Here is an 18757-nt window from a genome sequence, read left to right as displayed (position 1 = left end):
GCTCGATGGCCAAGCCATTACTGGTGGAATTCGGGATGGGCACGTCCCTGCGGCGGGGTGATTACACGCAGGCTGCGGAACGGGCCGTGCGCGACGCGCTTTGGCACAACTCGATCAACCTGGCGGAGCTGTTCGGGTTCGACAAGACCGACATGCGGATCACACTGGATGTGGGGGTGCAGCAGCCCGACAAGGTCGATGTGGAAGTGCTGAAAGCGGTTTTTCCTTACGGGCAGGTGACTGTCCGGATCAGCAAGGGTGGGCTGGACACGCCCCGTCCGGAGGGGGATGGCAACCCGACGATCATGGCCAATGCCGCCCTGTCCGTGGGTTTCGAGATGGAGCGTGTCAATGACTGAACAGGTACACGAACAGCGCGTTATCATCGAAATGGGCATGGGCAACGACCTGCATGGCATGGACTATACCAAGGCCGCCGCCCGCGCGATCGAGGATGCGTTGCGCCATTCCTCCCTGCCGCTGTTTGCGGTCACGGGGCTGGATCACGACCAGATGCGCGTGCAGGTGACCGTGGGTGTGCAGGAGCCGGACAAGGTGGATACCGACACGCTGGTGGCTAAGCTGCCGCGCGGGCAGGCCGAAGTGCGCGTCGTGCAGGGTGGGCTGAACGTGCCGACCGGTGGCGATACCATCGTGATTGCGCAGGCCAGCGTGGAGGCGTTTGTGCCGCGTCAGTCGGGCTGGCGTCTGACCTCCTGAGCGGGGGCGGCACCGGACAGCAACGTGTCCGGGTCTTCCACAAACAATTCCGGCAGGGCGTCAGCGCTTTCGATCAGGTCCAGCCGGAATTCGCGCAGGCCTTCGCGAAGTTCGCACCATGCCGTCAGCGTCCAGCTGCGCGCGACATAAGCTGTGCGCAGGGGCCGGATCACCCGGCGGGTGACAGTGCCATCCGCGCCCGTATAGGTCAGCACCACCTTCTGCCGCACCTTGATGGCGGAGCGCAGCAGCGGCAGGTGCGACAGCGTGCGTGAGGCATCGGCGAAGGGAGAGAAGGTGGTTTTCCAGGCGTCTGCATCGCTCAGCGCTTCGGTGGGGAGGGCTGCATCCAGCTTGGCCGACAGGCTGGTTGCGGCTGTGCGCAGGTCGTCGTCCGCAGCCTCGGCCAACACCGCAAGGCTCAGGTTCAGCGCTTCGATTTCTGCCGCGGTCAGGGTCAGGGGCGGCAGGGTGATATCCTGGGCCAGAACATAACCGGTGCCGCGCGTGCCCGTCACCGGCACGCCGCTGGCCGCCAAGCGTTCCACATCGCGGTAGATCGTGCGGGTCGAAACCCCCAGCCGCGCCGCCAGATCTCCGGCCCTTTGTACACCGCCACCGCGCAGCAGACGCAACAGGTCATAAAGCCGGTCGGCGCGGTCGTGGATGCTCTTTTTAGCCATGACTACTGACATAAACCTGTCAGTATCTCGTATCAAGCGTCAGAGGCGCGCTGAAATCTGCGTTTCGCGACACTGCAACACCGCAACACCCCTTTTCGATGTATGCTGTTTCGCGCAAGGCTGTGCAAAATTCAGGACGCCTTGCGGCGGCCATACCTTACGGGAGACTAAAACATGCTGAACAATATCGGACTGCCGGGCCTTCTGCTGATTGCGATTGTCGTGCTGGTGCTTTTCGGCCGGGGCAAGATTTCCTCGCTGATGGGCGAAGTAGGCAAGGGCATCACCAGCTTCAAGAAGGGCATCAACGAGGGTGAGGAAGAGATCAAGAACGTCGAGAATGTCGATGGTGCGGACCTGCCCAAGCACACCGACCTTGGTACCCATCCCGAGACAGACAAGACCGCTGACAAGGGCGCGAGCTAAGCACCTATGTTCGATCTGGGTTGGACAGAGCTTCTGGTCATTGGCGTTGTCGCGCTGATCGTGGTGGGGCCCAAGGACCTGCCGGTCCTGTTCCGCAGGGTCGGGCAGTTTGTGGGCAAGGCCAAGGGCATGGCACGCGAATTCAGTACCGCGATGAACCAGGCCGCAGATGACAGCGGCATGAAGGAAGTATCCTCGACGCTGAATTCATCGCTGAAGGCGGCGACCAATCCGCTGGGTACGGCCATGGACGGCGTGAAATCCGCGGCAAGTTCGCTGACTGACATTGATCCTGAAAGTGAGACAGGCAAGCTGTCGGCGGAACGCGCGGCGAATGCCAAGAAGATACAGGCCGCAGGCGCCCGCGCCGCAGCAGAGCGCAAGCAGCGCGAAGCGGCGGAAGCGGTGGCAAAGGCGGAAGAGATGGAAGCGGCCCTTCCCAAGACTGCGGCCCCCAAACCGGCCGCAAAGAAGGCGGCGCCCAAAAAGGCGGCGCCAAAGAAAACTGCGCCAAAGAAGGCGGCTTCTGCCAAATCGACACCCGACAAAGCGGCCCCTCAATAAAGAGTAAGTGAATGAGCGCCACCGACGACATCGACGACAGCGCAGCACCGCTGATCGAACATCTGGCCGAGTTGCGTACGCGGCTTATTCATTCGGTGATCGCCTTCATCATCGGGATGATCATCTGCTTTACGGTCTGGAACCCGATCTTCAATTTCCTGACCAATCCGTTGTGTTCGGCCATGGCCGAACGCGGGCAGGAGGATTGCGGCCTGATCCTGATCAAGTTGCAGGAAGGTTTCTTTGTCGCCATCTCCATCTCGCTTCTGGGCGGCTTGGTTCTGGGATTTCCCTATATCAGCTACCAGTTGTGGCGGTTCGTGGCTCCGGGGCTTTACAAGAACGAGAAGGGCGCGTTTCTGCCGTTCCTGATTTCGTCGCCAATCATGTTTTTTCTTGGCGCGTCTTTTGCTTTCTACGTGGTCACACCGCTGGCCTTTGATTTCTTTCTGGGCTTCCAGCAGGCAGGCACGCTTGTGGGTGAGGGCGAGGACGGTGCAAGCGGGATTGCCGCCATCGCCTTTCAGGGCTCCGCACAGGAATACCTGTCGCTGACGATCAAGTTCATCGTGGCCTTCGGCCTGTGTTTCCAACTGCCCGTGCTGCTGACGCTGATGGGCAAGGCCGGCCTTGTGAGCGCTGAGGGCTTGGGCAATGTGCGCAAATACGCGGTGGTCGCCATTCTGGTGCTGGCCGCGCTGGTGACGCCGCCCGATGTGATCACCCAGGTGATCCTTTTTGTCGTGGTCTACGGCCTCTATGAGGTGTCTATCCAACTGGTGAAACGGGTGGAGAAAAAGCGCGAGGCGAAATTGCGCGCCGAAGGGTACTATGATGACGAAGACGACCTGCTGGCCGAATTCGATGAGGATGAGGACCTTCAGAAGTGACCGATGCGCCTGACACGGCGGCGTTGGAGCGCATTGCGGCGGCGTTGGAGCGGATGGCACCCGCACCGCTGGGTGCGCCGGACCTGAGCGCGGCGACCGCCTTTGTCTGGCACACCGGGCCGGATCGGCTGACCCCGGTGGCAGAGGTGTCGCGCGTGGATATCGACCTGCTGATCGGCGTGGACCGCGCCCGCGATACGCTGCTGGCAAATACGCGTCAGTTCGCGGCGGGTCTGCCTGCGAACAACGCGCTGCTTTGGGGGGCGCGGGGCATGGGGAAATCCAGCCTTGTCAAGGCCGTGCACGCGACAGTTCAAGTGGATTATCCGGAATTATGCATGGTGGAGTTGCAACGCGAGGACTTGCCGTCGGTGGGTCGGCTGCTGAACCATCTTCGCGGTGTGCCGCAGCGGTTCATCCTGTTCTGCGACGATCTCAGCTTTGGTCATGACGATGCGCATTACAAATCCCTCAAGGCGGTGCTGGATGGTGGGATCGAAGGGCGGCCCGACAATGTCGTGCTTTATGCCACGTCCAACCGGCGGCACCTGATGCCCCGCGACATGATCGAGAACGAGCGGGGATCGGCCATCAACCCCGCCGAGGCCGTCGAGGAAAAGGTGTCGCTGTCGGATCGGTTCGGGCTGTGGCTGGGCTTTCATGCCTGCGATCAGGCGCAATACCTTGATATGATTGCAGGATATTGCGCGGCCTACGGGGTCAGGGTGGATGCTGCCACGCTGCGCGCCGAGGCGATTGAATGGCAGGCCACGCGCGGTTCCCGGTCGGGCCGCGTGGCATGGCAGTTCTTTGTCGATCTGGCAGGGCGCAAGGGGGTCGCCTTGACCTAGCGACGGGTCAGACCGCCTGCAGGCACCGCGCCTCAAATGACCGAATGCACGGCACTGCCTTGGGGCCATAGGCCGCAAGATCCGGAAACAGCCGTGCAATCTCGTCTCGGGCGGAAGGATTGACGCTTTGCAGGGTCATCTCTCCGGGATAGAGGCTTTCGGTCCATGTGCCTTCGGAAAACACCAGTTGATGCGCATCAAACAGAAGGTGGCAATACGTCACCACGCCACCCGGCCTGCGATGGACGCCCTCATGCGCCAACAGATCGCAGGCGCGCACCAGCACTTCGTCCTGGCCAAAGAACATCTCTGCCCGCCAGTCGTCCAACAGAACCGCATGCTGGGGAGAGACGACCAGATCACGGGTGTTGCCGAATGTGCCAGCGGAAATGACGATCGGCGCCAGATCGCCCTGTGCGGCGACCAGGGTCTGCCCGACCCAGCGCAGCGGTTGTAACCCGCCATCGCGGGTCTGCACCAGATCACCGGGGGTGAGTGTTTCGACAGCGCGGGAGCCCTTGGAGGTCTCTATCATTGTCCCGGCTGCGAAACACACCACCGTGCCGCCAGCGTCTGCATGCAGGAAACTGTTGCTGTTGTCGCTGATCCCCCCTGCTGTGAGATCGGTATCGGCGGGCGGCATTCCATCGGGAAAGATCAGGTAATACCCGTCTTCGCCCGCATCGCTGAGGTCGTCGTCGTTGTTGAGGTCCACATCGATGACCGACACGCGCCATGTGGTCGTGCCATCGGTCACGGTGAAGGTGTAGTCATAGATGATCTGCTGTGCCGTCCCCAACACATCCACAGTCTGTTCCCAGGTCCCGCCGATCTGTTCCTGCGCGCTGACCTGTTCGTTCGTGGGGTCGCCGTTGAAGTTCGTCGCCCCGTCGTTTTCCTCGACCACAAACCAGGTATCGGGCCCGGTATAGCGCCAGGTGGTGCCGGAACCGGGTGCGAAATTGTAATCGAACGCAGAGCCGTCAACGGTGCTCTGCGTGCCGAAAATCGCATTTGTATAGCCGTAGAAAACCGCCATAGCTCAATCCAATCGCAGGGTTTGCGTAGGATTGTTGCTAAATTGAGAACAAGGCCTCAGTACGCCGCGACCCCCTCAATTTGTGGCAAATTCGAGGTAAAAGCGTGATTTCGACCGGATTGTTCTCGTTTATGGGGAAATCAGCGCCTGAACGCTGATTTCCGCCTTGTCACATCATTGGATGTAGGGGGCCGGATCCACGCTGTCGAAGCCCTTGCGGACTTCGAAGTGCACGTAGGCGTCTGTCCCGGTGCGCAGTTTGGCAATCTGCGTGCCGCGCTTGACCTGATCGCCTTTCTTGACGCCCACATCCGTTACATTGGCGTAGACCGTCAGCAGGTTGCCCTCGTGGCGCAGCACGACAATGGGCACCCCTTCGGCGCTTTTGGTGATGGCGGCAACGGTCCCGTCATCGGCGGCTTTCACTGGCGCGCCATCATCCGCCTTGATGTTGATGCCTTCGTTCTTCCCCTTGGAATAGCCGCGAATGATGCTGCCCTGCACGGGTGTGAGCATCTTGGTGATCTTCGACGGCTTGGTGACCTGTCCCACATCGGCCACCGGTTTGGCGGGCTTTTGCGCCACCGCTTGGGGCTTTGCGGCCTCGTCCTGCGGCAGGGGTTTCGCGGCCGAAGGCGGGGTCGGCGTGGGGCTGCCTGCACCCGGCAGGGTGGTGGGCGGCTCAAGTGCGGCGGTGCGTTTTGGCGGGGCCTGTTGGGGAACCGGGATCAGCAGGAACTGACCTTCGCGCACTGCGAAATCCGCGCCAAGCCCGTTCCATTCCGCCAGTGCCTTGACCGGAACATTATAAAGCCGCGCGACGGTATAGGCGGTTTCGCCCCGCTCAATCCGGTGGCGCACGGGTTCCTTGCCGGTCTGGGCGGGTTTCGGCGTCGCCGCCCCTGTTGCAGGCGGCAGGCTCGCGGTCTGCACCCCCGGAGAGGCCGGTGCGCGGTCAATCGCACCCCCGGCCAGCGATGAAATATCGACCGGTTGGATCGGCCCGGTGCCTGCAGCCCCCGTCGCGGGCGACGGTTCCGCCACGCGGCTGGGCAGGGCAATGATCTCGTCCTTGCGCAGCGGCACGGTCGGATCGATGCCGTTGTAGCGGGCCAGTTGCGCGGTGTTGGCCCCCACGCGGTTTGCCACATCGGCAAGCGTGTCGCCCCGGCGCGCAACGGCGACCTGATAATTGGGATAGGAGATCACCCCCCGGCTGTCCGGGCGCGGCCTGTCGGCGAGCGGCGCAGTGGCCGCCTGTGCGGTGGAAAAGCTGCCCAATCCGCCCCGCAGGTCCAGATCAAGGGGCTGGTTTTCACACGCGGCCAACGTCAGGGCGCTGCCGCCTGCCAACAGCATCAGCCGGGCGCGGCGGGGCAGGCGAAAAGAGCGTGCGATGAAAGGGCGCGTAATGGAATGGCGCATCTGCATGTCCTCATGTGTCGTCCCCGTGTGTCCGGGGTTCGGGCGTCTTATACCCTATTATCCGTCCTTGCCCAAGCCTTCCAGCAACGGCACGAAGCGCACTGCGCGCATTTCGTCATACTCCAGCCCTTCTGCCGTCTTTCTGACCCGAATGAGGTGCTGCACGGCATCCGACTGGCCCACGGGCAGAACCATGATCCCGCCCTCCTTGAGTTGTGCCAACAGGGGCCCGGGCGGGTCTTCGGCAGCCGCCGTGACGATGATCCGGTCAAAGGGCGCCTGTTCGGCCAGACCAAAGCTGCCATCGGCCACAAGTGCCGTGATGTTGGTCATCTTAAGCTCATCGAAAACTGCGCGCGCCTCGACCACCAGCCGCCGATGCCGGTCGATGGTGTAGACCCGACGCGCCAGCTTGCTGAGGATCGCGGCCTGATAGCCTGACCCGGTTCCGATCTCCAGCACCTTGTCGCGCGGGCTGATTTCCAGCGCCTGCGTCATCAGCCCCACCACCGAAGGCTGGCTGATCGTCTGGCCGCAGACGATGGGCAGGGGCATGTCTTCATAGGCCCGCTGGGCAAAGATGCCTTTCACGAACGGGCCCCGGTCCACCTTTTCCATCGCCCCCAACACCCGCGCGTCCGTCACCCCCTTGGAGCGCAGGGCATAGAGAAACTGCATCTTGCGTTCCGCCTCGGAGAGGGCAGGTTCGGTCATGTGTTAATGCCATCCAGCGTGGTCATCACGTCATGCGCGGTCAGATCCGCGCGCATCGGTGTGACAGAGATATAGCCATCCAGATTGACCGCCGCATCACTGCCCGCTTCGGTGCCGACCTGCTGGTTGCCCCCCTTGATCCACAAGAACCGCCGACCCGAAGGCGACAGATGCGGTTCGGTGGAAAAGACGGTGCCGGGACGGCGTCCTTGCGTAGCCAGCCGGATGCCCCTGACATCGGCACCCGCGACGGGGGGAAAGTTGACGTTGTAGAACAGCGAATATCCGCCGGTTTCCGTAGGCGTGTTGGTCAGAATGCGCCGTACGACGTCGGCGCCGTGCTGGGCGGAGGCTTCAAACGGGTCAGTCAGGTCGCGATTGGCGGGGCCATAATACTGGGACAGGGCAATGGCGGGGCACCCCTGCAAGGCAGCTTCCATCGCGCCGCCGATGGTGCCCGAATAAAGCGTGTTCTCGGCCGAATTGTTGCCACGGTTCACGCCCGAAAGCACCAGATCGGGCGGGTCATCCTTCATCACGTCATGCACGGCGACCATCACGCAATCGGCGGGTGACCCTTCGGTGGCGAACCGGCGCGGGGCCAGTTCGCTGACCATCATCGGGTGGGTATAGCTGATGCAATGACCTACGCCTGATTGCTCGAACGCCGGGGCCACGGTCCAGACCTCGCCGTCTGGTCCTGCAAGTTCATGGGCGATCCGGTCCAGTATCTTGAGACCGGGCGCGGAAATACCATCGTCGTTCGTGATCAGAATTCGCATTTTGCCGCCTTTTTGGCCTTGATAGGTCAGCATGACAGACCCGGCAAGGCGTGCCTTTGCCCCTGCGCCGCTGCGAAGGTCAGAGTTGCGCCAAAACCTCAGCCGCCTGCGCGTGGGTATCGTTCAGCGTGCTGCGGTCTTCGCCGGGAAAGAATCGCGCGCGCGTGGCTGTGGGCATGGGCGCAGGGGTCAGGACCTGCACGCGGGGCCCGGTGTTCACGGTTTCCGCTGCCCAAGACTTGGCCAGTGCCATCTGCGCGGCCTTGGTGGACCCGTAAGCCCCGAAAAACTTGGTGCCTGCGCGCGGATCCTCAAAGAAAACCGCCTGGCCCTCAAGCCCCAGCAGGGGGGCCACATAGGCGATCAATGTTGCCGTTGCGGTCACGTTGCAAGCCACGGATTTGGCCATGTCCTTGGCGTCGATATGTCCAGCGGGGGCCATAGGGGCCGCGTGCACTGCCGTGTGCAGCCACAGATCAAGTTTGCCCCAACGGTCATGGATCCCCCGGCAAAGCACGGCCATCGCCTCCGGTGTGGTGATGTCCATCGGCGCAAGCGTCGCCTGTCCGCCCTTGGCCTGAATACGGTCGTCCAGTTCTTCCAGCGCACCGGTGGTGCGGGCAACGGCGATGATATGATGGCTGGGCGCAAGCGCCTCTGCCAGGGCGGCGCCAAGGCCGCGTGACGCACCGGTGATGAGGGCTGTTTTTGTCATGCACGCCCTTTGCCCGCTGGCGCGCGGCGGGTCAAGACCCGCTTAACCCTTGGGCAGGCGCAGGACCTTCTGCCCTGTCGCGCGGCTGAGCACGAGGCGATCTTCGCCTATCGCGGTGACCGTGCCACCTGCCACCCTGTCGCCGACGCTGACCCGCTGGATGTCACCATTGGCCTCCCGCACAAGTGCGGCGGGCGCAACTTGGGTGCCGAACACACCCAGCAGCGCAAGCCGCTCCAGACGCACTCTTTGCGTCGCCAATTGCGCCACACCCTTTGGGGTTGGCTCTGTCGAAGTCGTTGCCATTTCCAGATGTCTTTGTGTTGATGATTCTCTTGGTCAGCGGTGCAGGTACCAACGCGTCCGCGGCTGTAAAAGAGGCGACGTGACGGCACGGCCAAAGCCTGCCACAGGACCGGCAGGAATCAGCTTACCGGCCTTTCAACAGCCGCCAGAAAACGCCCTTTGATCAAAGATACGCGCCCTTTCTTCCTGCTTCCAAATGGTTCAAAAAAACCCGGGAGTATGAGGGCTGGCCCTCATGAAATCTGTTTTGGTGCAACGCTGCCCGAAGCCCGACAGGAGGTATTCGTTTGCCTCCCGGCAATCAGGCTCTCTGCCGCTTGGCGCGGTGATAGCCAAAGGTCATTTCCGCCAGATGGGCAAGGGCCTGTTCCGGCACAGGAGCCGCCACATCAAGCATGATCTGCCGTCGGCCATCATTGCCGGGCAAATCCGGATACATGTCGCGCATCCGTTCCGCCAGATCGGTCTTGCAGTCCACATAAATCGCCAGTCGGTCGGGCTGGGCGGCATCCCATCCCATCCGCAGGGTAGAGCCGGTGCGCGGGCGTGCCGGACGCCACGCAGGCTGGCCCCACTTCAGGCTTTCCTCAAGCGGTCCCACATCCGCGTCCTGCGCCACCCGCAAAAACAGCGCACGACAGGCTCGTGCCATCTGTTCCGCCTGCGCGGGCCATGTCCAGAAAACGTCATTGAGAGGGGTGGGTAGGTCCTGCATGAACCTACCTTAGCACCGAATGCTGACAGGTGTCGTCAGCAGCCTATTCGGCTGCGGGTTTCATCACGAAACCCTCTTCGATCTTGTCGGCCGGGGCGACAGGGTATTCGCCCGAGAAACAGGCGTCGCAATACTGCGGGCAGGACGCATCGCGGCCCTTTGTCTCGCCCACGGCGCGGTACAGCCCGTCAAGCGAGATGAATTTCAGACTGTCGACTGCCAGATGATCGCGCATTTCCTCTTCGGACATGGTGGCGGCCAGCAGTTTCTCGCGCTGGGGCGTATCTACGCCGTAAAAGCAGGGCCACGCGGTCGGAGGAGAGGCGATGCGGAAATGCACTTCCGCTGCCCCCGCATCGAGGATCATTTCCTTGATCTTGCGGCTGGTGGTGCCGCGCACCACGCTGTCGTCCACAAGGATGACCCGCTTGCCTTTGATCAGCGCGCGGTTCACGTTCAGCTTCAGGCGCACGCCCATGTTGCGGATCTGCTCCGTCGGCTCAATGAAGGTGCGGCCCATGTATTGATTGCGGATGATCCCCATGGCGTAGGGGATTCCGGATTCGAGGCTGAAACCAATGGCCGCCGGGGTGCCTGAATCGGGCACGGGGCAGACCAGATCAGCGTCTACGGGGCTTTCCTTGGCCAGTTCCCGGCCGATGTTTTCGCGGGTTTCATAGACACTGCGTCCGCCAAGGATACTGTCGGGCCGCGAGAAATAGACGTGCTCGAAAATGCAGAACCGCGACGGCTGCGGGCGGAAAGGGAAATGCGTCTGGATGCCTTCGGGGGTGATCACCACCATTTCGCCGGGGCGGATTTCGCGGACGAACTCCGCGCCGATGATATCCAGCGCGCAGGTTTCCGAACTCAGCGCGTAGCCGTCACCGACCTTGCCCAGCACCAATGGCCGCACACCCAGCGGATCGCGCACGCCAATCAGCTTGGTGCGTGTCATGGCCACGACGGAAAACGCCCCATCCACCCGGCGCAGCGCGTCTTCCATCCGCTCGGGGATCGTGCGCTGCATGGAGCGGGCCATCAGGTGAATGATGCATTCACTGTCCGAAGACGACTGGAAGATCGAACCGCGTTCGATCAATTCGCGGCGCAACGCGTTGGCGTTGGTGATGTTGCCGTTATGCGCGATCGCCGCGCCGCCCATGGCGAATTCGCCGAAGAACGGCTGCACGTCCCGGATGGCTGTCGGACCCTTGTCGCCCGCCGTGGAATAGCGCACGTGGCCGATGGCCAATTCCCCCGGCAGATGCTTCATCACGTCCTGAGAGGTGAAATTGTCGCGCACATATCCGAAACGGCGGGCGGACTGAAAGCCCGCGGTCGTCTCATAGCTGACGATCCCGCCCGCTTCCTGGCCGCGATGTTGCAGGGCATGCAGGCCAAGCGCCACGAAATTGGCCGCATCGGCCACGCCGACAACGCCGAAGACACCGCATTCTTCCTTCAGTTTGTCACCATCGACGTCGTCAACAAAGCTGGTGTCGAACGGATGGGCAGGGGGCATGAGCGGGGTGCGAGGGGCAGGGTGCTTCGGCAAAGGGCAGCTCTCCGAATCCGGCAAGAAGGATTAGGGGTTTCTTACGGTCTCTGGGCGGCTGTGTCACCCCATGGGCTGCAGCCTTACGCAGGGGCAGGTATCAGGATGCGCCGCAGGGCCCCACCAGTTCCACGAAACGCGCTTCGATCCATCCCAGCGCCTCTTCTGGGTTCTGCTCTTCGATCTGGGAGGTGAACTGGCCAAAGACCTTGGCGGAGCGGCTGTCATCCACGATGGTAATCTCCCCCGGGGTGACGACGATGGAGTAGACAAAGAACCCCACCGCCACCAGAAGAATGCCGCGCACCACGCCGAAAAGAAACCCAAGGCCCTGATCAAGTCCGCCCAGCACGGACCGCTGCACGAGGGAGGAAAAAAGCGGCGTGAAAAGCGAAGCGATCACCAGCACCACTGCGACAACGATGAAGAAGGCCAGTACAATCGACATTTCGCAGTTCTGCGCCAGATATTCGCCAACCACCGGGATTTCGCGAACCAGCGGTTCAAGTCGGGGCGCAAACAGGAAGGCCAGAACGGCGGCAGCGATCCAGCCGACGATGGCCATCAGTTCGCGTACCAGACCCCGGCCATAGGCCAGCAATGCAGACAACACGATGACCAGTGCCACCACACCGTCAATGATCGTAAAACCTTCCATCTGCCCTGCTTTCTTGCTCGAACTCTTGTTGTCAGCTGCCGTTACCCGGCGCCAAATATTTCACCCACGAATCCGGTCAGATCTGCCATCGTATTCAGTTTCAGACCGGAGGTGCCCACGGTTTTCCCACCTGCGGGCGCAATGGCGGAGGTAAAACCAAGTTTTTGGGCTTCTTTCAACCTATTTTCCGTCTGGGTGGCGGGGCGCAGCGCACCGGAAAGGCTAATCTCTCCGAAAACAACGGTTTCTGCGGGCAGGGCCACGTCTTCCCGCGCGCTCAAAAGGGCGGCGGCGACGGCCAGATCGGCGGCGGGTTCGGTGACTTTCATCCCACCCGCGACGTTGAGATAGACATCGAGACCCGCAAAGGGGATGCCACAGCGCGCCTCCAGAACCGCCAGAATCATCGCCAGACGTCCCCCGTCCCACCCCACGACGGTCCTGCGCGCCTGACTGTGCGGGGAGGGCGCAACGAGCGCCTGAAGCTCCACCAGAACGGGTCGGGTGCCTTCGATGCCCGCGAACACCACGGACCCCGCAGCGGGCGCGCCGCGTTCGGACAGAAACAGCGCGGAGGGGTTGGTGACTTCGGCCAACCCGCTGCCGGTCATCTCGAACACGCCGATTTCATCGGCGGGACCAAAGCGGTTCTTCACGCTGCGCAGGATGCGGAACTGGTGCCCGCGTTCTCCTTCGAAATAGAGCACGGTATCGACCATGTGTTCGACCACGCGCGGACCGGCGATCTGGCCTTCCTTGGTGACATGCCCGACAAGGATCACCGACACGCCGCGCCGCTTGGCAAAGGCGGTCAGTTCATGCGCCGCTGCCCGCACCTGAGAGACGGAGCCGGGTGCGCTTTCGACGTTGTCGGCCCACATGGTCTGTATGGAATCGATGATGGCCAGCTGGGGTTTTTCGGCTTCAAGCGTGGTAAGGATGTCGCGCAGGTTCGTTTCTGCCGCCAACTTCACGGGGGCATCTTCCAGCCCCAGCCGCTGCGCGCGCATGCGTACCTGCGCGCTGGCTTCTTCCCCGCTTACGTAGATCGTGCCGAGGCCCTTTTTCGCAAAATGCGCTGCGGCCTGCAGGAGCAGGGTGGATTTGCCGATGCCCGGATCCCCACCCACAAGAATGGCCGAAGCAGGCACCAGCCCGCCGCCCAGCACCCGGTCTAGTTCCGCAATCCCTGACATCTTGCGCGGCGGCGGGACTTCTTGCGTGGCAAGGTCGGTCAGCTGCACCGATGATCCGCGTTTGGCCCCCAACGATTTGCTGGGAGGGCCTGCGGAGATGCCCTTGTCCTCAACGATGGAATTCCATTCCCCGCAGCCGTCACAGCGCCCGGACCATTTGTTGAACGACGCGCCACAGGCAGAGCAGGAAAAGGATTTGGTTGATTTCGCCATGGCGTCTTGTGGCGGAGCCCCTCGCCAGCGTCAATGATCAGATTCCTTGAAAGAATCTGATCGGAAATTTTCAAAATTTCCGATCCATCCTCAGCTGTCGGTCTGTTTGTCCAACCGCTCCGTTGCCCATGAAATCCAAAGCGAGACCAGAATGCACGCCGTAAACAGATAGAGCCCCCAGGCCGTCTCGATCCGGCCCACACCGATGCCCTTGGCCAGCGTGATATAAAGCGCAATCAGGAAGATATCCGCCATCGCCAGCTTGCCCAACAAGTGCAGCGCTGGCAGGGCGCGCCCGCTCAACAGATTGAAATGCACCAGCGCCAGACCGATCGTCTTGAGATAGGGTGCAAACAGCGCAAACGCCGTCACGACCAGCGCCAGAAAGATGTCCGACCCCCAAAGCGACTGCAGTCCGGTCAGGACGGAGATTTCATTCAGCGAAAACAACGGCAGCAACCCCGCCTTCATCAACGGCGCCCACCACGCCAGCGGATAGAGCACCAAAAGCGCGAGATTGCAAAGTTTGAGCGTCAGCGCCATTACGTCACATACGTCCGGTCATAACGTGCCCCCAGTGACGTCAGCACCTCGTAGCCGATGGTCCCGGCGTATTCCGCCACGGTATCGACGGACTGGTGCACCCCGAGCATTTGCAACGATTGGGGGTCTCCGTCGATATCAGTGATGTCAACGGTCAGCATATCCATCGACACGCGCCCGATGACCGGCGCCTTGACCCCGTCGGCAGTCACCACCGCACGCGGGCCCATCGCCCGGATCAATCCGTCTGCATAACCCGCCGCAATCGTGGCCACCCGCGTCAGGCGGTTCGCGACGAAGGCATTGCCATAGCCCACGCTCTCACCGATCTGCACCTCGCGGGTCTGGATCACCGGAATGTCGAGCGTTACGACAGGCTTGGCATCCACGAAGGGCAATCCGCCATAAAGGCCCACACCGGGGCGGGTCAGTTCGAAATGATAGGCCGACCCCAGCAGGATACCGCCCGTCGCCGCAAGCGATCGTGGCACGTCCAGACCCTCGGTCATCTCGGAAAATGTCTTGAGCTGCTGCATGTTCATGGTGTGCTTGGGTTCATCCGCACAGGCCAGATGCGACATGATCAGTTCCGGCTTCTGCGCCAGCGCCAGATCGCGCAGCGCGGACCATTCGGCAGGTTCCATGCCCAGACGGTTCATGCCGCTGTCCAACTGGATGCCGAAGGGATGGCCGGGCAGGGATTCGACGTGCAGCAGCAGCTGGTCGACCGAGTTGATCAGCGGCACCAGAGCGCCCGCGCGTATCAGATCGGCATCACCCGGCACATGCCCGGAAAACACATAGATCACCGGACCCGGTCCCAGGATGCGACGTAGCTGTCGGCCTTCCTTGGCGGCGGCCACAAAGAAATGCCGCGCGCCGGCGGTTGCCAAGGCGGGGCCGACGCGGTCCATGCCAAGACCATAGGCATTTGCCTTGAGCACGGCGCCTGTTTCCGCCTGACCCGCTGCATCCAGCGCGCGCCAATTGGCCACAATCGCTGGCAGATCAATTGTTAGTTGTGCAACACTCATGGCGCGTGCTTCGGGCAAATTGCGCGCAGGGTCAAGCACCGCAACACAATCGTGGGTCACCTTGCGTCATTCGGGCTTGCTCCGCGCCCTGCAGCCGTTACCGTACCCCCCAACCTGAGGAGGAAAATCATGACATCTGCAAAACTGACAACCCTGCCGCTTGCCTTGACCATTGGCGTGATGGGCAGCGCGCTTGTGGCTGAAAACCGCATCGACACGCAATTGCCATCGGCCCCCGCGCTGGCGGCTTACGGCGAAATGCCAGTCGGCGTGCGGCAGATCGAGATGACGAACCCCGATCAGATCAACATCCTCGCCATCGATCCTGCCGCCGACAAGCCAGAGACGATGCCCCGCTATGATCGCCCGCTGACGGTGGAGCTTTGGTATCCGGCAGCCGATGGTGCGACGGGCGACACCACGTTCAAGGCCTTCCTGCGCGATGGCACCACGGAGGTCGATATCGCAGGCCGCGCCATGCGCGATGCCGCCCCCGCCACGCCCGACGCTGCCTTTCCACTGGTGATCATCAGCCACGGCTATCCGGGCAACCGGTTCCTGCTGTCGCATCTGGCGGAGAACCTTGCGTCCAAGGGGTATGTCGTCGCTTCTATCGACCATACCGACAGCACCTACCGCACGCAGGCGGCGTTTGGGTCCACATTGGTGAACCGGTCGCTGGACCAGTTGTTCGTGCTGGAAGAAATGGCGCAGATGGCGTCGGAGGGCGGTGATTTCGCCGGGCTTTACGATGCGGATAACACCGGGCTGATCGGCTATTCGATGGGCGGTTACGGTGCGGTGATCACGGCAGGGGGCGGGGTGACCGAAGCCTCCGTCGCCTATCCCTGGGGCGGCCCGCACGGCACGCTGGGCATCCACCTTGCAGGCAGCGACACGCACAACGCGCTGCCCGATGACCGCATCAAGACCGCGGTGGCCTTTGGGCCCTGGGGGATGAATACGGGTTTCTGGGACAACGATGGGCTGGCGGGCGTGCAGATCCCGATGCTGTTCATCGCGGGATCACAGGATGATGTGTCGCTTTACGAAAACGGTGTGCGCGCGCTGTGGGACGGGGTCAGCAACGTCGAAGCGGCACTGCTGACCTATGACAACGGCGGCCACAACTCCGGCGCGCCGATGCCTGCGCCCGTGGAAAGCTACTATTACAACGACGAAAAGGGCTTTGATATCTCGGAGCATTACACCGATCCGGTCTGGGACACGGCGCGCATGAACAACGTCGCGCAGCACTTCGTCACGGCCTGGATGGACCGCCACCTGAAGACCGACGCCGACGCGGCAAGCTATCTTGAACTGGTGGAGAATTCCAACGATGGCGTCTGGTCCAAGGAAGACGACGGGACCGAGAAGGAAGACCACAGCTATTGGAAGGGCTTCGCGCAAGGCACCGCCAAGGGGCTGCGCTACGAGGTCAAGACGCCTGAATGATAAAGCGGCTGCGCATCCTTACGTCTCACGCGGCGGTCAATGTGATGGCCGCTGCGTGCATATGCGGGATCCTCGCGCTGTCGCTTGGCGCACCTGGCTGGGTCTGGGCCTTGGTGCCGCTGGGCGTGCTGGCGCAGATGCTGAACGAATACAATCTGCACCGCTTCATCTTTCATCTGCCGCCCCCACAAGCACAGTGGGCGTTCAACCTGCTGTATCGGGCGCATTACGGACACCACGATTTTCCGACGAATGAGAAGCTGTTTTTCGTGCCGATCTGGGTGGCCTTGCCGATGCTGGTCGTCAATTTCACCGCACTTTGGGGCGTGCTGGCCCTGTTGGGTGTGACGCAGGCGATGTGGATCGCCGTGGCGGTTGTGCCCGTGGGCGGGGTGCTGACGTTTCTGGGGTACGAATGGTTTCACATGACTGCCCATCTGAACGTACGCAAGACGAAGGTGGAGCGGTACGTGAGCACGCTACACAACCAGCATCATTTCCGCGATTTCAGCAAATGGTTCCACGTCAGCCCGGGCGGGGCGGTGATTGATCGGGTGATGGGCACGGCCATTGATCGCGACACGCTGAAGACGCAGCAGCGGCTTGAATTCATCCGCACGCTTGGCATGCGCCCGGACGATCCACGGCTGGTTTCCGCGCGGGAACGCTTTGCGGGTCACTATGGGTTGAGCAATGCGGAAATTGACAGGGCTGCAATGGGTTAGTGGGCGTTCTTGATGTTCGCCGCCTCGGCAGCCGTCAGAATTCCTGCTCGTCCCCGCCTTGCTGCCAGGGTTTGACAAGGTTGCCGAACCGGGTGAAGCGTCCCTCGAAACTCAGATCGACCGTGCCGATGGGGCCGTGGCGCTGCTTGCCGATGACAACCTCGGCGCGGCCGTGCAGGCGCTCCATCTCTTCCTGCCAGAGGGCCATCGCTTCGAGATCGTGATCGCCGGGTTTTTCGCGTTCCTTGTAGTATTCCTCGCGGAAGACGAACATCACCACGTCGGCATCCTGTTCGATGGAGCCGGATTCGCGCAGATCGGAAAGCTGCGGGCGCTTGTCCTCGCGATTTTCCACCTGCCGCGACAGTTGGGACAGCGCGATGACGGGGATATCGAGTTCCTTGGCGATGGCCTTGAGCCCCATGGTGATTTCGGAGATTTCGTTCACCCGGTTTTCGTTCTTGCCAGTGCCGCGCACCAGTTGCAGGTAGTCCACGATCAAAACGTCCAGCCCATGTGTCCGTTTGAGACGGCGGGCACGGGCGGCCAACTGGCTGATCGGCAAGGCGGGCGTGTCGTCGATATAAAGCGGGCAGGCCTCCAGCGCCTTGGCGGCATCCACGAAGCGGCGGAATTCGGCTTCGGTCATGTCGCCGGAACGGATCTGCTGCGACGGTATTTCGGCGGCCTCGGACAGAATGCGTGCGGCAAGCTGTTCGGCGCTCATCTCGAGGCTGTAGAAACCGACGACACCGCCATCTACCGCGCCTTCGCTGCCGTCGGCGGTGGTGCCGCGCTTGTAGGCCTTGGCGACGTTGAAGGCGATGTTGGTGGCGAGCGATGTTTTCCCCATGGACGGACGCCCGGCGAGGATCAGCAGGTCAGAGCGGTGCAACCCGCCCAGCTTCTTGTCCATGTCAATGAGGCCGGTGGAAACACCGGAGAGGCCACCATCGCGCTGGTAGGCAGCATTTGCGACATTAACGGCGTCCGTTACGGCTTTGAGAAAGCTTTGAAATCCGCTTTCGACCTGTCCCTGTTCCGCCAGCTTGTAAAGCTGCTGCTCGGCTTCGACGATCTGTTCGCGCGGTTCTGATTCGACGTCAACCGTGGCGGCCTTGGCTGAAATGTCGCGGCCCAGTTGGATCAGGTCCCGGCGCACAGCCAGGTCATAGATCATCTGCGCATAATCGCGCACCGCAAAGGCACTGATCGCCGCCCCGGCAAGGCGGGCAAGGTAGGCGGGCCCGCCCAGTTCCTTGAGACCTTCGTCCTCTTCCATGAAGGCCTTCAACGTGACCGGGGAGGCCAGGTTGTTCTTGGCAATGCGGGAAGCCGCGATTTCGAAAATGCGCGCGTGCACGGGATCATAGAAGTGTTTTGGCCCGATGATGGACGCCACACGGTCATAGATGTCGTTGTTGGTCAGGATCGCACCCAGAAGCTGTTGTTCAGCCTCAATGGAATGCGGCATGGTTTCTGCTGCCTGCACAGCGATATTGCTCGCGTTCAGCGATGAAATCTCGTTCATTTTCTCACCCGTTC

Annotated in this window: 22 protein-coding genes; 8 read left to right on the top strand and 14 right to left on the bottom strand. The window is 61.9% G+C overall.

Going from position 1 to position 18757, the window contains the following annotated elements; genetic code table 11:
* Window positions 1-5 precede the first annotated feature (5 nt).
* Together AB4X18_RS20225 and AB4X18_RS20220 are read left to right on the top strand one after the other, a co-directional pair.
* Window positions 6-359 carry a Lin0512 family protein gene (locus AB4X18_RS20225; RefSeq protein WP_370401754.1) on the top strand — a complete coding sequence of 118 codons (354 nt, stop codon included), beginning with the start codon at window positions 6-8 and terminating at the stop codon, window positions 357-359.
* The gene (locus AB4X18_RS20220; RefSeq protein ID WP_370401753.1) at window positions 352-720 is read left to right on the top strand and encodes a Lin0512 family protein; all 369 of its coding nucleotides are present in this window, start codon (window positions 352-354) and stop codon (window positions 718-720) included. The genes AB4X18_RS20225 and AB4X18_RS20220 overlap by 8 nt, the downstream gene beginning before the upstream one ends.
* Here AB4X18_RS20220 and AB4X18_RS20215 read toward each other — a convergent pair.
* Entirely contained in the window at window positions 693-1403 is a 711-nt protein-coding gene (locus AB4X18_RS20215; protein WP_370401752.1) for a helix-turn-helix transcriptional regulator, read from the bottom strand. The genes AB4X18_RS20220 and AB4X18_RS20215 overlap by 28 nt on opposite strands.
* A gap of 174 nt (window positions 1404-1577) precedes the next feature.
* Between AB4X18_RS20215 and AB4X18_RS20210 the strand changes: the two genes are divergently transcribed.
* The 4 genes from AB4X18_RS20210 to AB4X18_RS20195 are packed head-to-tail and all read left to right on the top strand — an operon-like array spanning window position 1578 to window position 4134.
* Window positions 1578-1829 (top strand): twin-arginine translocase TatA/TatE family subunit, encoded by a 252-nt coding sequence (locus tag AB4X18_RS20210; RefSeq protein ID WP_370401751.1) that lies wholly within the window; start codon window positions 1578-1580, stop codon window positions 1827-1829.
* Between the two features lie 6 nt (window positions 1830-1835).
* Window positions 1836-2393: a Sec-independent protein translocase protein TatB gene (gene tatB, locus AB4X18_RS20205; protein WP_370401750.1), complete on the top strand. Its 558-nt coding sequence runs from the start codon at window positions 1836-1838 to the stop codon at window positions 2391-2393.
* 11 nt (window positions 2394-2404) lie between these two features.
* On the top strand, window positions 2405-3283 hold the full coding sequence (gene tatC / locus AB4X18_RS20200) for a twin-arginine translocase subunit TatC (protein WP_370401749.1): 879 nt from the start codon (window positions 2405-2407) through the stop codon (window positions 3281-3283).
* A gap of 53 nt (window positions 3284-3336) precedes the next feature.
* On the top strand, window positions 3337-4134 hold the full coding sequence (locus AB4X18_RS20195; protein WP_370402549.1) for an ATP-binding protein: 798 nt from the start codon (window positions 3337-3339) through the stop codon (window positions 4132-4134).
* A 7-nt stretch (window positions 4135-4141) separates the two neighbouring features.
* Here the strand turns inward: AB4X18_RS20195 and AB4X18_RS20190 are convergent, their stop codons facing one another.
* The 12 genes from AB4X18_RS20190 to alr all read right to left on the bottom strand — a co-directional run bounded on the left by AB4X18_RS20190 (window position 4142) and on the right by alr (window position 15032).
* Entirely contained in the window at window positions 4142-5173 is a 1032-nt protein-coding gene (locus AB4X18_RS20190; protein WP_370401748.1) for a Hint domain-containing protein, read from the bottom strand.
* A gap of 174 nt (window positions 5174-5347) precedes the next feature.
* Window positions 5348-6598, bottom strand: coding sequence for a peptidoglycan DD-metalloendopeptidase family protein (locus AB4X18_RS20185; protein ID WP_370401747.1), 1251 nt, complete (start codon window positions 6596-6598; stop codon window positions 5348-5350).
* Between the two features lie 57 nt (window positions 6599-6655).
* Window positions 6656-7312, bottom strand: a complete 657-nt coding sequence (locus AB4X18_RS20180) for a protein-L-isoaspartate(D-aspartate) O-methyltransferase (RefSeq protein WP_370401746.1) — start codon at window positions 7310-7312, stop codon at window positions 6656-6658.
* Window positions 7309-8094 (bottom strand): 5'/3'-nucleotidase SurE, encoded by a 786-nt coding sequence (gene surE, locus AB4X18_RS20175; RefSeq protein WP_370401745.1) that lies wholly within the window; start codon window positions 8092-8094, stop codon window positions 7309-7311. Before surE ends, AB4X18_RS20180 begins: the two co-directional genes overlap by 4 nt.
* 79 nt (window positions 8095-8173) lie before the next feature.
* On the bottom strand, window positions 8174-8809 hold the full coding sequence (locus AB4X18_RS20170; protein WP_370401744.1) for an SDR family NAD(P)-dependent oxidoreductase: 636 nt from the start codon (window positions 8807-8809) through the stop codon (window positions 8174-8176).
* 42 nt (window positions 8810-8851) lie between these two features.
* A complete protein-coding gene (locus tag AB4X18_RS20165; protein WP_370401743.1) occupies window positions 8852-9115 on the bottom strand; it encodes a pilus assembly protein PilZ in 264 nt (87 codons plus the stop codon).
* A 301-nt stretch (window positions 9116-9416) separates the two neighbouring features.
* Window positions 9417-9830, bottom strand: coding sequence for a hypothetical protein (locus AB4X18_RS20160; protein ID WP_370401742.1), 414 nt, complete (start codon window positions 9828-9830; stop codon window positions 9417-9419).
* 43 nt (window positions 9831-9873) lie between these two features.
* Entirely contained in the window at window positions 9874-11355 is a 1482-nt protein-coding gene (gene purF / locus AB4X18_RS20155) for an amidophosphoribosyltransferase (RefSeq protein WP_370401741.1), read from the bottom strand.
* A gap of 133 nt (window positions 11356-11488) precedes the next feature.
* Entirely contained in the window at window positions 11489-12046 is a 558-nt protein-coding gene (locus AB4X18_RS20150) for a CvpA family protein (protein WP_370401740.1), read from the bottom strand.
* Window positions 12047-12087: 41 nt separating this feature from the next.
* Complete coding sequence (gene radA, locus AB4X18_RS20145) at window positions 12088-13455, bottom strand: DNA repair protein RadA (RefSeq protein WP_370401739.1); 1368 nt, start codon at window positions 13453-13455, stop codon at window positions 12088-12090.
* Between the two features lie 90 nt (window positions 13456-13545).
* Window positions 13546-13998: a paraquat-inducible protein A gene (locus AB4X18_RS20140; protein WP_370401738.1), complete on the bottom strand. Its 453-nt coding sequence runs from the start codon at window positions 13996-13998 to the stop codon at window positions 13546-13548.
* Window positions 13998-15032, bottom strand: coding sequence for an alanine racemase (alr, locus tag AB4X18_RS20135; protein ID WP_432816961.1), 1035 nt, complete (start codon window positions 15030-15032; stop codon window positions 13998-14000). Before alr ends, AB4X18_RS20140 begins: the two co-directional genes overlap by 1 nt.
* A 180-nt stretch (window positions 15033-15212) precedes the next feature.
* Between alr and AB4X18_RS20130 the strand changes: the two genes are divergently transcribed.
* Both AB4X18_RS20130 and AB4X18_RS20125 read left to right on the top strand, forming a co-directional pair.
* Window positions 15213-16487, top strand: coding sequence for an alpha/beta hydrolase family protein (locus AB4X18_RS20130; RefSeq protein ID WP_370402548.1), 1275 nt, complete (start codon window positions 15213-15215; stop codon window positions 16485-16487).
* Window positions 16484-17212, top strand: a complete 729-nt coding sequence (locus AB4X18_RS20125) for a sterol desaturase family protein (RefSeq protein ID WP_370401737.1) — start codon at window positions 16484-16486, stop codon at window positions 17210-17212. The genes AB4X18_RS20130 and AB4X18_RS20125 overlap by 4 nt, the downstream gene beginning before the upstream one ends.
* 34 nt (window positions 17213-17246) lie before the next feature.
* Here AB4X18_RS20125 and AB4X18_RS20120 read toward each other — a convergent pair whose 3' ends face one another.
* On the bottom strand, window positions 17247-18743 hold the full coding sequence (locus tag AB4X18_RS20120; RefSeq protein WP_370401736.1) for a replicative DNA helicase: 1497 nt from the start codon (window positions 18741-18743) through the stop codon (window positions 17247-17249).
* Window positions 18744-18757 lie beyond the last annotated feature (14 nt).

Origin of the sequence: Sulfitobacter rhodophyticola (genome assembly GCF_041281685.2) — a bacterium.
Classification (GTDB): Bacteria; Pseudomonadota; Alphaproteobacteria; order Rhodobacterales; family Rhodobacteraceae; genus Sulfitobacter.
Note: the sequence above shows the minus strand (reverse complement) of the source record. Positions and strands in the feature narration are given on the sequence as shown.